Below are 13458 nucleotides of genomic sequence, written 5' to 3'. Positions count from 1 at the left end.
GTCTCTCAGGCGTGGGCGATGTGCAGCAGGTTGGTGGTGCCGGCCTTGCCGAAGGGCATGCCGGCAGCGATCACGATCGTCTCGCCAGCTTGCGCAAAGCCCTCGGCGCGCGCCAGCGCACAGGCGGCCTGCACCATGCCGGGCACGTCGTCCACATCGTGCGGCACATGGACCGAATGCACGCCCCAGGCCAGCGCCAGGCGGCGCGCCGTGGCCAGGTCGGGCGTCACGCTCACGATGGGTGCGTGCGGCCGTTCGCGTGACGCGCGCAGGCTCGTGAAGCCCGAGCGCGTGAACGTCACGATGGCCGCCGCGCCCAGCAGTTCGGCCGACTGCTGCAGCGCGGCGCAGATCGCGTCGCCCACGGTGGGCTGGGGCGCGAAGCCCGAGGCCTCGACCACGGTGCGGCAGTGCGGGTCGGCCTCGGCCGCGCGGATGATGGCGTCCATGACGGCCACCGCCTCGCGCGGGTAGCGGCCCGAGGCCGATTCGGCCGAGAGCATCACGGCGTCGGCGCCGTCGTAGACCGCGGTCGCCACGTCGGAGGCCTCGGCCCGCGTGGGCACCGGTGCGCTGACCATGGATTCCAGCATCTGCGTGGCCACGACCACCGGCTTGCCGGCCTGGCGGCAGCTGCGCACGATGCGCTTCTGGATCGGGGGCACCTGCTCGGCCGGCATCTCCACGCCGAGGTCGCCGCGCGCCACCATCACGGCGTCGGACAGCGCGACGATGGCGTCCAGCCCGTCGATGGCGGCGGGCTTCTCGAGCTTGGAGAGGATGCCGGCGCGGCCCTGCACCAGCGAACGCAGTTCCTGCACGTCCTCGGGCCGTTGCACGAAGGACAGAGCGACCCAGTCCACGCCCAGTTCCAGGCCGAAGGCGAGGTCGGCGCGGTCCTTGGGCGTGAGCGCCGAGATCGGCAGCAGCACCGAAGGCACGTTGACGCCCTTGCGTTCGGACAGCACACCGCCGGCGATGACTTCGGTCTCGGCGAAGTCGGCGCCGCAGGCCAGCACCCGCAGGCGCAGCTTGCCGTCGTCGAGCAGCAGGTCATGGCCGGCTTGCAGCGCGGCGAAGATCTCGGGGTGGGGCAATGGCGCGCGCGTGGTGTTGCCGGGCGTGCTGTCCAGGTCGAGCCTGAAGCGCGCACCGTCGGCCAGCGTGACGGGGCCATCGGCGAAGCGGCCGACGCGCAGCTTGGGGCCTTGCAGGTCGAGCAGCACGGCGATGGGCCGGCCACAGTCGCGCTCGACGGCGCGGATCAGGTCGTAGCGGGCCTGGTGGTCGGTGTGGCTGCCGTGGCTGAAGTTGAGGCGGAACACGTCGGCCCCGGCCTCGAACAGGCTTTGGATGGTGGCGCGGTCCGAGCTGGCGGGGCCGAGCGTGGCGATGATCTTTCCGTGGCGTTGGCGTCGCATGGTGCGGGGCATTCCGGTCGGTTGGTGGCAGATGCGGCGACTCTAGGCACCGCCGGCCTCCTTGACCAATGGCATTGCGGCACCACCGCCATGCCCCGCAGGAATGACGCCCTACCAGCGGACCGCGACGCCCTCGGTCGACGAGCGCAGCACGGCCTCGATGAGCCGCTGCACGGCCAGGGCCGAAGCGCCGTCCGTGAGCGGCGCACGGCGTTCGGCGATGGCGTCCAGGAAGTCCGCGATCACGGCGCGGTGGCCGGCATGGTCGAAGCCCATGAGGTTGGCGCCCGAACCCGAGGCCTGGGCCTGGCCCACGCGCAGCGTCTCGGCGCCGGGCTGTTCCACGACCAGCGCGCCGGCTTCCAGCGTCGCCGTGCCCTGCGTGAAGTTGAGCGCGATGCGCTCCGGGTAGCCGGGGTAGGCGGCCGTGGTCGCGTCGAGCACGCCGATGGCACCGTTCTCCCAGTGCAGCAGGGCCGCGGCCTGGTCCTCGGTCTCCATGCGGTGCACGGGCGAGGTGGCGGCCAGGCCCAGCACGCGCTGCGGCGTGCCGACCAGGTGCAGCAGCAGGTCCAGCGTGTGGATGGCCTGGGTCATGAGCACGCCGCCGCCGTCGCGCGCCATGGTGCCGCGGCCGGGCTGGTCGTAGTAGCTCTGCGGGCGCCACCAGCGCACCGTAGCGCTGGCGCCCGTCAGCGCGCCGAGGCTGCCGCTGCGGATCAGATCGGCCAGTTGCAGCGCGGCGGGGCTGGCACGGTGTTGCAGCATCACGGCCAGGCGTACGCCATGCCGTGCGCAGGCGGCGACCAGCGCCTCGGCGCGGGCCAGCGTGAGTTCCACCGGCTTCTCGACCAGCACATGCTTGCCCGCGGCGGCCAGCCGTTCCACGATCTCCAGGTGGGTGTGGGGCGGTGTCAGCACGAGGGCGGCGCCGACGCTCTGGTCCTCCAGCACGTCCTCCAGCCGCGTCGTCGTGCGCGTGCCGGCCGGCAAGCCGGCCGCTGCCAGGCGTTGCAGGTCGCGGCCCCAGGCCCAGGCCACCTCGGCCCGGTCGCGCAGGTCGTGCAGGCTGCGCAAGTGCGGGGGCGCGGCCACGCCGGCGCCGATGATGGCGACGCGCATCACGGCATGTACTGGCCGCCGTTGACTTCCAGAATCTGGCCGGTCACGTAGCCCGAGAGTTGGTCCGAAGCGAGGTACAGGAAGGCGCCCACGCATTCCTCGGCGGTGCCGAGCCGCCCCATGGGAATGCTGGCCTTGAAGTTCTCCAGCATCTGGGCCGTGGAGAAGCGGTCCTGGAACGGCGTGGCGATCACGCCCGGCGCGACCGCGTTGACGCGGATGCGGTCGGGCACCAGTTCCTTGGCCAGGCCGCGCGTGGCCGTGCTGATGAAGCCCTTGGAGCCGGCGTACAGGTAGGCGCCGGGGCCGCCGCCATTGCGCGCGGCCACCGAGGTCACGTTGATGATGCTGCCGCCGCGGCCCTGCTGGCGCATCAGCGGCACCACCTCGCGGCAGAACACCAGCGCCGACAGCGCGTTGACGTGCAGCACCTCGTCGAACAGCGCGTCGGTGAACTCGGCGATGGGCGCGCGCTGCACCAGGCTGCCCGCGTTGTTGACGAGGATGTCGACGCTGCCGAAGGCCTGCACCGTGGCGGCCACGCAGGCCTTGATGGCTGCGCTGTCGCGCACGTCGGCGCGCAGCGCGACGGCTTGGCCGCCGCCCTGCACGATCTGCGCGACGACGGCTTGCGCCGGGCCTTCGCTCTGGTTGTAGTGCACCACCACCTTGCAGCCCTGCGCGCCGAGCGCAGCCGCCACGGCGGCGCCGATGCCGGTGCTGGCGCCCGTCACGAGCGCGGTCTTGCCTTTGAGGTCTTGCATGTCGTGCCTTTCGTGGCTTGGTATGTCAGGTCCGAGGACAAAGGGTAGGCGCCCTGCGTGGTGGGCGCGTTGCGCCACGCATCACTTCCCGAGTAGCAGCCCCGGCAGCCACAGGGACAGCGCGGGGATGTAGGTCACCGCGAGCAGCACCAGGAACAGCGCACCGAAGAAGGGATACAGCGCCTTGATCACACGCTCGATCGGCAGTTTGGCCACGGCCGCGCCGACAAACAGCACCCCGCCCACGGGTGGCGTGATCAGGCCCATGCCCAGGTTGACCATCATGATCATGCCGAAGTGCACGGGGTCGACGCCCAGCTGCGTCACCACCGGCAACAGGATCGGCGTCATGATCAGGATCAGCGGCGCCATGTCCATCAAGGTGCCCAGGACCAGCAACAGGATGTTGATCATCAACAGCACGACGTACTTGTTGCTGGAAACGCTGGTGAACAGTTCGGTGATCTGCTGCGGAATCTGCATCAGCGTCATGACGTAGCCGAAGGCTGCGGCGAACGCGATCAGGATCATCACGATGGACAGCGTCTTGACCGTGCGGTGCACCAGCTTGGGCAACTCGTTCCACTTGTAGTCGCGGTAGATGAACATGGTCACGAAGAACGCCCAGAGCACGGCGATGGCCGCGGACTCCGTGGCGGTGAACACGCCGGACAGGATGCCACCCAGGATGATCACCATGGTCATCAACCCCCACAGGGCATCGGCCGCGATGCGCAGTGCCTGCGCCATCGGGATGCGCTCGCCTTTGGGAAAGTCGCGCTTGCGGGCGATGAACAGGCACATGATCGCCAGCGTCAGCCCCAGGATCAGGCCGGGCAGCACGCCGGCCAGGAACAGTGCGGCGATGGACACGCCGCCACCGGCAGCCAGCGAATAGATCACCGCGTTGTGGCTTGGCGGGATCAGGATGGCCTGCACCGATCCGCTGACCGTGACGGCCGTGGCGAAGTCGCGCGGATAGCCCTTCTTCTCCATCTCGGGAATCAGCACCGAACCGATGGAGGCGGTGTCGGCCATGGACGAGCCGGAGATCGCGCCGAAGAAGGTCGACGCCAGGATGTTGACGAGGGACAGGCCGCCCCGCACGAAGCCCACCAGCACACTGGCGAACGCGACAAGCCGCCGCGACATGCCGCCTTCGGCCATGATGGCGCCGGCCAGCACGAAGAAGGGAATGGCCAGCAGCGAGAACTTGTTGACGCCGCTGGAGATGGCGATCATCACGGCGTCGAGCGGAATGTCGATCCACCAGGCACCGACGAGGGCCGCCAGGCCCAGCGCATAGGCGACGGGCAGCCCGAGGATCATGAGGCCCAGAAACGAGCCCAGCAAAACGAACGCATCCATGTCAGAGTGCCTCGGGTTCGATGTTCTTCTCGTGGTCGTAGGTGACCACATCGCGGTGATGCTGCTGGCCCAGGATCAGGTTCTCCAGGACAAACAGCGCAGTGATCACGCCGCCCAGCGGGACGGGCAGGTAGGTCGCGCCGACCGGCATCCAGGGCAGCTGGCCGATGCTCTGGTGCCAGGTTCCCATGCAGAGCTTGGCGCCATACCAGACCATGAACAAAGCGATCAGCAGCATCAGCACGTTCATGCACCAGGCGAGGGGCGGACGGATGGCCGCCGGCAACCGGTCTGTCACCATGGCCACGGAGATGTGTGCCTGGGCGCGGTAGCCAGCCGCCGCGCCGAAGAAGGTGAACACCACCATCAGGAGGATGGCGATCGGTTCGGGCCACTGTGATCCCGTGCCCAGGACATAGCGCGTGAAAATGCCCCAGGGGATGATCAGCGTCATCACGAAGATCGAAAGGCCTGCGATCCAGATGCACGCGAGGTACAGCTGGTCGTTGAAGCGCAGGGTAAGTTGTTTCATGTTATTGGCCCGGCCTGACCCCCGGGGCTTGCCATGGTCGGCAGCCCCTGGGCATCTGCTAGTGGAGCGTTGTACTGACGAACGCGGCGCTTACTTGACGTCGGAGATGCGCTTCATCAGGTCGGTGAAGTTGGCACCGTACTTGGCGCGCACCGGTGCGGTGGCGTCGTAGAACATCTTCTGGTCGACGGCCACGAACTCCACGCCTGCGGCCTTGAGCTTGGCCGAGTAGTCTTCCACGCTCTTGTCCCACAGCACGCGTTGCTCCATCTGCGCCTCGCGGCCCAGCTTTTTCATCAGCGCCTGGTCTTCGGGCGTGAGCTTGTCCCAGGCCACCTTGGACATCACCAGCAACTCGGGAATGATCAGGTGGTTGGTCTGCGCGTAGTACTTGGCGCCGGTGGTGAAGTGGTTGGAGGTGAACATGCTGGGCGGGTTGTTCTCCGCGCCGTCGATCACGCCGGTCTGCAGCGCGCTGAACACTTCGCCGTAGGACATGGAAATGCCATTGCCACCCATGGCGTTCATGGTGTCCACGAACAGCGGGTTGCCCATCATGCGGACCTTCACGCCTTTCAGGTCGGCGGGGGTCTTGACCATCTTCTTGGTGTACAGACTGCGTGCGCCGCCGTCCATCCAGCCCAGTGCCACCAGGCGCGCCGGGCTGGCCGTCACCTTGGCGAGCAGGTCATCGCCCACCTGGCCGTCGATCACCTTGCGCATGTGCGCGATGTCGCGGAACACGAAGGGCATGTTGAACACGTTGACTTCCGGTACCACCGGGCCGATCACGCCCAGCGAGATGCGGTTGATCTGGATCGCGCCGATCTGCGTTTGTTCGACGGTTTCCTTTTCTTCGCCCAACACCGCGCCGGGGTACATCCGCATCTTGATGCGCCCATTGGTCTGCGTATCGAGCTTCTTGCCGAGGTTCTCGACAGCCACCACGGTGGGATAGCCCGCCGGGTGGGTATCGGAAGCCTTCAGCACGTTCTGTGCGGAGGCTTGCAGGCCGGCGGTGGCGGCCAGAACGGCCACAGCGGTGGCGATGAAGTTGCGGCGGAAGGTCATGGGTCGTCTCCTAGGGGTTGGTGGGGGGCAGGATGAAAACTATGCTGCGAAAGAGGGTTCAGGCAATCCGCACACGCCCGGACGCAGCGCAAACACGCCGCCGGCCAGCGGCTGGTCCGACAGGTCGCCGCCCGGCCGGATCGAGGTCACGTACAAGGTGTCCAGCCGCGGGCCGCCGAAGGCGCACATGGCGGGCTTCTTGACGGGCACGGCCAGGGACTTGTCGAGCCGGCCATCGGGCGTGAAGCGGTGCACGAGCCCGGCGTCGTTGCCGCAGATCCAGTAGCAGCCGTCCACGTCGATGGCCGCGCCGTCGGGGCGGCCGGGCAGGGCGTTCATGTCGACGAACAGGCGGCGGTTGGATGGCGTGCCGCTGTCCACGTCGTAATCGAAGGCCCAGATGCTCTGCACCTGGGGATGCGAATCGGACAGGTACATGGTCTTGCCGTCGGGGCTGAAGGCCAGGCCGTTGGGCACGATGAAGTCGGTCAGCTGCGTCGGCAGGGCGGTGTCCCCGGTGCCGTAGCGGTACCAGGCGCCGGCACGGATGGCGGCCGCCATGTCCAGGCACATGGTGCCGGCCCAGAAGCGGCCCTGGCGGTCGCAGCGGCCGTCGTTGAAGCGCATCGCGGGCGCACTGTGCTGCACGGCGGCCAGGCGCTCGGCATGGACTTGACCATCGTCCTGCAATTGCAAGGCGAACAGGCCGGTCTCCATGCCGGCGATCCAGCGGCCGTGCGTGGGCGTGGCGGCGATGCACGCCGGCATCTCGGCCGTGGCCCAGTGGCGGTGGCCTTGCGCGGGCGACCAGCGGTGGATGGCCTTGCCCGGGATGTCGACCCAGTACAGCGCCTGCTCGCCCACGTGCCAGACCGGGCTTTCGCCGGTGCCGTTGCGTGCGTCGAGGATCAGTTCTGCGGTGCTCAATTCAGTCTCCGAAGGGGCCTTGGGCGGTGAAGGCGCCGCCCTGGTAGATCGCGTTCGGGTCGGTCGGCGCCACGGGTGGCTGTGCCTCGACCTTGGCGCGGAACGCCTCGGAGCTGTCCTTCGGCGTCCAGCCGAGCTTGGCGGCGGCATGGTTGTCCCACCAGACGTCCTTGTTGGCCGAGGCGCCGTAGACCACGGCGTGGCCCACCTGCGGCGTGAACAGCGACTTCTCGATCAAGGCGGTCAGGTCGTCGTAGCTGAGCCAGGTGCTCATCATGCGGCGGTTCAGCGGCTCGGGGAACGAGGAGCCGATGCGGATGCTGACGGTCTCGATGCCGTAGCGGTCGAAGTAGAACTGCGCCATGTCCTCGCCGAACGACTTGGACAGGCCGTAGTAGCCGTCGGGCCGGCGCAGCACGTTCGCGTCCAGCTTCTCCGTCTGCTCGTAGAAGCCGATCACATGGTTGGAGCTGGCGAAGACCACACGCTTGACGCCATGGCGGCGCGCGGCTTCGTAGACATTGAAGATGCCCTTGATGTTGGCCTCGAGGATCTCCTCGAAAGGCCGTTCCACCGAGACGCCGCCCAGGTGCACGATGGCGTCGCAGCCGGCCAGCAGCGCATCGACGGCTTGTTTGTCGGACAGGTCGCAGGGCACGACTTCCTCGTGCGCACCGCGGGCCTCGCCGAGCGCTGCGATGTCGGAGACGCGCAGCACCTGCGCCAGGCCGGCGAGGCGCTCGCGCAGCACCTTGCCCAGGCCGCCAGCCGCACCGGTCAGGAGCAGGCGCTGCAGGCGGGGCGCATCGGAAGAAGTCGTAGTGGACATGGCAGCAAAAGTTTGGACGTGGATTCAGCGGGCGACCAGTGCGGGCTTTCCAGAAGTTTTCTTGCGCCAGCGCAAGGAAACAAGGTAAACGTTTAACTGGTCTCGAAAAAAAGACGCCGTCAGGCGAACAGGGGTGATCGTCCTGCAGCGCCATGGTGGCGTCAATCCCCGCAAGCTAATCGTTTACCCTAGTCCGCCGCGGGCCGGTGGACTCGCGCGCGACGATGCGGCTCTGCAGCACGTCGTCCTCGTGCACGGAGGGCTGGCCCTTGATCACGCCGACCAGTTTGCGCATGGCCAGTTCGCCCGTGGCCTCGCCCATCATGTCCACGCTGGTGAGGGCCGGGCTCACGAGCCGGCCGTAGGCCAGGTTGTCGAAGCCCGCCACCGAGACCTGCTCGGGCACGCGGATGCCCAGCGACTTGGCTTCCACCAGCAGGCCCATGGCGAGCAGGTCGTTGTAGGTGACGATGGCGTCGTCCAGTTCCTGCGACAGCAGCACGGTGGAGGCCAGGCGTTCGCCTTCCTCGGCCGAGGGGGCGTGGGCGTCGAAGCTGCGAAAGCGCGCGTCCACGCCCTTGAAGGCATCCTTGAGCCCGCGCTCGCGCTCGAAGCTCCAGCGCGCGCCCGAAAAACCCAGGTAGCTGATGCGCCGGTGTCCCAGTTCGCGCAGGTGGCGGCCCAGCATCAGCGCGGCGGCGTAGTTGTCGCAGCCCACGTTGTGGTTGTTCTCGTAGGGCGAGGGACGGCCGTAGAACACCACGGGCGTGCCGCTGTCGAACAGCGATTCGATGGCCGGCGCCGGCAGCCGCGCGCTGACGATGAGCCCGTCCACGCGCCGGCGCAGCGACTGCAGCACCCCCAGCTCGGGTGAGGTGCTTTCTTCCGCGTCCGCGATGATGAGGTTGAGCCCGGCACTGGCGGCCTGGCGCGCCGCGCCCTTCACGAGGCTCGTGAAATAGGGATTGCGGATGTCCAGGATGACGATGCCGACGTTGCCGGTCTGGCCCGTGATCATGCCGCGCGCCATCGGGTTCAGCGAGTAGCCCAGCTGGCGCACGGCCTGCGCAATGCGTGCCTCCACCTCGGCCGTGAAGCGCTGGTTGCCGTTGACGAACTTGGACACCGTGGCGGTGGAGACCTGGGCGGCCTCGGCCACGTCGCGGATGGTGGCGGCGCGCTTGCGCGGAACAGTCATGGGTGGATGGGCCGTAAGTGAGGCAGGGCGCGAACCATGCCACAGATGGACAGCAGCGCGAAATGCGGATCGGCCCATGGTCTGTTGTCGTACAACCGCTAGAAGAACTATGATGAGCCCATGTCCACGCTGTCATCCGGGCCGACCACCGCGCCCGAAACCGCCGCCGCAGCGCCGTTCGCGGCCGCCGTTCCACGCGTGCGTGGCCGCGGCCTGGCCCACGGGTTGGTGGACGATCTGTCCGAGAAGATCCGCAGCCAGCAGCTGCGCACGGGCGACAAGCTGCCGACCGAGTCGGCCATCATGCAGGCCTATGGCGTCAGCCGTACGGTGGTGCGCGAGGCGCTGTCCAAGCTGCAGGCCTCCGGCCTGGTGGAAACCCACCACGGCGTGGGCACCTTCGTGCTGCCGCCGCGTGCGGCCGGCATGTTCCGGCTGGAGGGCTCGGACATCGCCACCACGGTCGACGTGCTGGCGGTGCTGGAGCTGCGCATCAGCCTGGAGACCGAGTCGGCCGGCCTGGCTGCTTTGCGCCGCAGCGAAGAGCAATTGCAGGGTCTGCGCGCCGCGCTCGACGCGTTCGAAGCCAATGTGGCGGCCGGCGGCGACACCGTGGCGCACGACTTCAGCTTCCACCTGCAGATCGCCCAGGCCACGGGCAACCCGTACTTCGCCGACATCATGGGCCACCTGGGCACGGGCCTGATCCCGCGCACGCGCGTGAGCGCGATCCGCAACCACGACCGGCGCGGCGAGTACCTGGTCCGCGTGAACCGCGAGCACGAAGAGATCTACGCCGCCATCGCGCGCCGCGACCCCGACTCGGCGCGCGCCGCCATGCGCATCCACCTGACCAACAGCCGCGAACGGCTGCGCCTGGCGCAGGAGGCTGCCCAGCGCTCGGCCGGCGCCGCCGACTGAACTTCGCCACAAAAAAATCTGGCGGCAGTTCGTCTTTGGTTGTACGATGACTGACTTCATCGCAACACACGACCCGAGGAGACCTCGATGCAACTGAAACGCCGCGAACTGCTGGCCGCCGCTGCCGCCACCGTCGCCCTGCCGGGCCTGGCGCAGACCAAGGACGCCTGGCCAAGCAAGCCCATCCGCATCATCGTGCCGTACCCGCCGGGTGGGTCGTCGGACATCATCGCGCGCGCCATCAGCGTGCCGCTGGCCGATGCGCTCAAGCAGACCGTCATCGTGGAGAACAAGGCTGGTGCCAACGGCAACCTGGGCGCCGACTTCGTCGCCAAGTCCCAACCCGATGGCTACACGCTGCTGCTGTGCGACGTCGGCGCGCTGGCGATCAGCCCCTCGGTCTACACCAAGCTGCCTTTCGATCCGTCCAAGGACCTGCGCGGCGTGACCATGCTGGCCTACTCGCCGCATCTGCTGGTGGTGCATCCGTCCGTGAAGGCCAACAACCTGAAGGAACTGGTCGCGCTGTCCAAGACCACCGACCTGAACTTCGCCGTGACCGCCACCGGTAGCGCGCCGCACCTGGCTGGCGTGGCGCTGGAACGCGCCACCGGTGCCAAGTGGGTCTACGTGCCCTACAAGGGCGGCGTGCAGGCCATCCAGGACACCGTGGGCGGCCAGACGCAGGTGCTCATGAACGGCATGCTCGCCACGCTGCCGCACGTGCAGAGCGGCAAGCTGAAGCTGCTGGCCGTGTCCAAGGGCACGCGCATGCCGCTGGTGGGCGAGACGCCGACCATCGCCGAGCAGGGCGTGCCGGGCTACGAGTCGGGCACCTGGCAAGGCATCCGCGTGGCGCGTGGCACGCCGGACGCCATCGTGCAGCGCCTGAACAAGGAGCTCATCACCGTGATCCGCTCGGCCGACATCCGCTCACGCCTGGCCGGGCAGGGCGCCGAGGTGGTGACCATGGCACCGGCCGAAGAAGAGCAGTTCTTCGCCAAGGAGCGTGCCCGCTGGGCATCCGTGGTGCAAGCCGCCGGCATCAAGCTCGACTGATTTTCGACCCCTACAAACAGGACACCGACATGAACCCGCAAGAACTCAAATCCATCATGGGCTCCGGCCTGCTCTCGTTCCCGATCACGGACTTCGACGAGCAGGGCAACTTCCGTCCCAAGACCTACATCGAGCGCCTGGAGTGGCTGGCTCCCTACGGCGCCAGCGCACTGTTCGCCGCCGGCGGCACGGGCGAGTATTTCTCGCTGGCCGGTGAGGAATACAGCCAGGTCATCAAGACCGCCGTGGACACCTGCCGCGGCAAGGTGCCGATCATCGCCGGCGCCGGCGGCCCGACCCGCACCGCCATCGCCCATGCCCAGGAAGCCGAGCGCCTGGGCGCCCACGGCATCCTGCTGCTGCCGCACTACCTGACCGAAGCCGGCCAGGAAGGCCTGATCGAGCACGTGGCCCAGGTCTGCAAGAGCGTGAAGTTCGGCGTCATCGTCTACAACCGCGACCGCACCAAGCTCACCCCGAAATCGCTGATCACCCTGGCCGAGCGCTGCCCGAACCTGGTGGGCTTCAAGGACGGCGTGGGCAACATCGAGACCATGTCTTCGATCTTCATGGCGCTGGGCGACCGCTTCGCCTACCTGGGCGGCCTGCCCACCGCCGAGGTCTATGCCGCCGCCTACAAGGCACTGGGCACGCCGGTGTACTCGTCGGCGGTGTTCAACTTCATCCCGAAGACGGCGATGGACTTCTACAAGGCCGTGGCCACCGACGACATGGCGACACAGCACAAGCTGCTGAAGGAGTTCTTCATGCCTTACCTGGCCATCCGCAACCGCGTGGAAGGCTATGGGGTCTCCATCATCAAGGCCGGCGCCAAGATCGTCGGCCACGACGGCGGCCCGGTGCGCGCACCGCTGTCCGACCTGAAGCCCAATGAGATGGAAGAACTGGCCGCGCTGATCAAGAAGCTCGGCCCGCAGTAAGGCGGACCCGACCGCGCAAGACAACGACACACAACAAGGAGACACGCACATGGTCAAGAAACTGTTCCTCGTGGCGGCTGCGGCCGCCCTGGTCGCCGGTTGCGCCGGCATGCCCTCGGGCAGCGGCGCGAACGACACCGCGGCCGTGGCCGCCGCAGCCGAGAAGCTGCGCGTGGCCATGGTCGACCCCACGCGCGAGGCCCTGTCCGCGCTGGTGGCCGACGACCTGAGCTACGGCCACTCGGGCGGCAAGGTCGACACCAAGGCCAGCTTCATCGCCGACCTGCTGGACGCCAAGTCCGACTTCGTGACCATCGCCATCAGCGAGCAGACCGTCAAGGTCGTGGGCGATGCCGCCATCGTGCGTCACACGCTGGTCGCAGACACCAACGACGCTGGCAAGCCGGGCAAGGTCAACATCAAGATCCTGCACGTCTGGCAAAAGCAGGGCGGACAGTGGAAACTGCTGGCCCGCCAGGCCGTGCGTCCGCCGGTCTGAACCACCTTTTCCCAGGAAGCTGCATGTCCACCCCTGTCGTCACCGAGTTGCGCGTCGTGCCCGTGGCGGGCCACGACGACATGCTCATGAACCTGTCGGGCGCGCACGGCCCGTACTTCACGCGCAACCTGCTGATCCTGACCGACAACGCCGGCCACACCGGCGTGGGCGAGGTGCCCGGGGGCGAGAAGATCCGCCAGACGCTGGAAGACGCCCGCGCGCTCATCGTCGGCCAGCCCATCGGCAACCACCAGGCCGTGCTGAACGCCATGCGCACGCAGTTCGCCGAGCGCGATGCCGGGGGCCGCGGCCAGCAGACCTTCGACCTGCGCGTGGCCATCCACGCCGTCACGGCCGCCGAATCGGCGCTGCTCGACCTGCTGGGCCAGCACCTGGAAGTGCCCGTCGCCGCCCTGCTCGGCGAAGGCCAGCAGCGCGATGCCGTGCAGATGCTGGGCTACCTGTTCTACGTCGGCGACCGTGACAAGACCGATCTGGCCTACCGCCGCGAGCCCGAGGCCGACAACGCCTGGTTCCGCCTGCGCCACGAGATGGCCATGACCCCCGAGGCCATCGTGCGCCTGGCCGAAGCGGCGCAACAGCGTTACGGCTTCCAGGACTTCAAGCTCAAGGGCGGCGTGCTGCGTGGCGACGAAGAGGTCGAGGCTGTCACCGCCCTGCACGAACGCTTCCCGGAAGCGCGCGTCACGCTGGACCCCAACGGCGGCTGGCTCCTCCAGGACGCCATCCGCCTGGGCCGCAAGATGCAAGGCGTCGTCGCCTATGCCGAAGACCCCTGCGGTGCC

The 13458-nt window shown here is 68.0% G+C and carries 14 protein-coding genes; 5 read left to right on the top strand and 9 right to left on the bottom strand.

Going from position 1 to position 13458, the window contains the following annotated elements; genetic code table 11:
• Positions 1-5 precede the first annotated feature (5 nt).
• The 9 genes from pyk to DES41_RS35425 form a co-directional block, all read right to left on the bottom strand.
• Complete coding sequence (gene pyk, locus DES41_RS35465) at positions 6-1421, bottom strand: pyruvate kinase (protein WP_114472399.1); 1416 nt, start codon at positions 1419-1421, stop codon at positions 6-8.
• A gap of 111 nt (positions 1422-1532) precedes the next feature.
• A complete protein-coding gene (locus tag DES41_RS35460; RefSeq protein WP_114472398.1) occupies positions 1533-2543 on the bottom strand; it encodes a Gfo/Idh/MocA family protein in 1011 nt (336 codons plus the stop codon).
• Positions 2543-3307, bottom strand: coding sequence for an SDR family NAD(P)-dependent oxidoreductase (locus tag DES41_RS35455; RefSeq protein WP_114472397.1), 765 nt, complete (start codon positions 3305-3307; stop codon positions 2543-2545). Before DES41_RS35455 ends, DES41_RS35460 begins: the two co-directional genes overlap by 1 nt.
• Positions 3308-3388: 81 nt before the next feature.
• On the bottom strand, positions 3389-4675 hold the full coding sequence (locus DES41_RS35450) for a TRAP transporter large permease (RefSeq protein WP_114472396.1): 1287 nt from the start codon (positions 4673-4675) through the stop codon (positions 3389-3391).
• A 1-nt stretch (position 4676) separates the two neighbouring features.
• Positions 4677-5207, bottom strand: a complete 531-nt coding sequence (locus tag DES41_RS35445) for a TRAP transporter small permease (protein ID WP_114472395.1) — start codon at positions 5205-5207, stop codon at positions 4677-4679.
• A gap of 90 nt (positions 5208-5297) precedes the next feature.
• Positions 5298-6278: a TRAP transporter substrate-binding protein gene (locus tag DES41_RS35440; protein WP_114472394.1), complete on the bottom strand. Its 981-nt coding sequence runs from the start codon at positions 6276-6278 to the stop codon at positions 5298-5300.
• A gap of 39 nt (positions 6279-6317) precedes the next feature.
• On the bottom strand, positions 6318-7205 hold the full coding sequence (locus DES41_RS35435; protein WP_114472393.1) for an SMP-30/gluconolactonase/LRE family protein: 888 nt from the start codon (positions 7203-7205) through the stop codon (positions 6318-6320).
• A 1-nt stretch (position 7206) separates the two neighbouring features.
• Entirely contained in the window at positions 7207-8034 is an 828-nt protein-coding gene (locus DES41_RS35430; protein WP_114472392.1) for an NAD-dependent epimerase/dehydratase family protein, read from the bottom strand.
• Positions 8035-8209: 175 nt separating this feature from the next.
• Positions 8210-9232: a LacI family DNA-binding transcriptional regulator gene (locus DES41_RS35425; RefSeq protein WP_170168395.1), complete on the bottom strand. Its 1023-nt coding sequence runs from the start codon at positions 9230-9232 to the stop codon at positions 8210-8212.
• Positions 9233-9352: 120 nt separating this feature from the next.
• Here DES41_RS35425 and DES41_RS35420 point away from each other — a divergent pair, with 120 nt between their 5' ends.
• From DES41_RS35420 to DES41_RS35400, 5 genes are all read left to right on the top strand, one after another.
• Entirely contained in the window at positions 9353-10153 is an 801-nt protein-coding gene (locus tag DES41_RS35420; RefSeq protein WP_114472390.1) for a FadR/GntR family transcriptional regulator, read from the top strand.
• Positions 10154-10240: 87 nt separating this feature from the next.
• Positions 10241-11212 (top strand): Bug family tripartite tricarboxylate transporter substrate binding protein, encoded by a 972-nt coding sequence (locus DES41_RS35415; protein WP_114472389.1) that lies wholly within the window; start codon positions 10241-10243, stop codon positions 11210-11212.
• A gap of 29 nt (positions 11213-11241) precedes the next feature.
• Positions 11242-12153 (top strand): 5-dehydro-4-deoxyglucarate dehydratase, encoded by a 912-nt coding sequence (kdgD, locus tag DES41_RS35410; protein ID WP_114472388.1) that lies wholly within the window; start codon positions 11242-11244, stop codon positions 12151-12153.
• 49 nt (positions 12154-12202) lie between these two features.
• Positions 12203-12652: a nuclear transport factor 2 family protein gene (locus DES41_RS35405; protein ID WP_114472387.1), complete on the top strand. Its 450-nt coding sequence runs from the start codon at positions 12203-12205 to the stop codon at positions 12650-12652.
• 23 nt (positions 12653-12675) lie between these two features.
• The coding region (locus DES41_RS35400) for an enolase C-terminal domain-like protein (protein WP_281277266.1) at positions 12676-13458 on the top strand (783 nt) is incomplete at its 3' end.

The organism is Pseudorhodoferax soli (assembly GCF_003337555.1).
GTDB lineage: Bacteria > Pseudomonadota > Gammaproteobacteria > Burkholderiales > Burkholderiaceae_C > Pseudorhodoferax > Pseudorhodoferax soli.
This window is presented reverse-complemented; position numbering and strand designations above follow the sequence as displayed.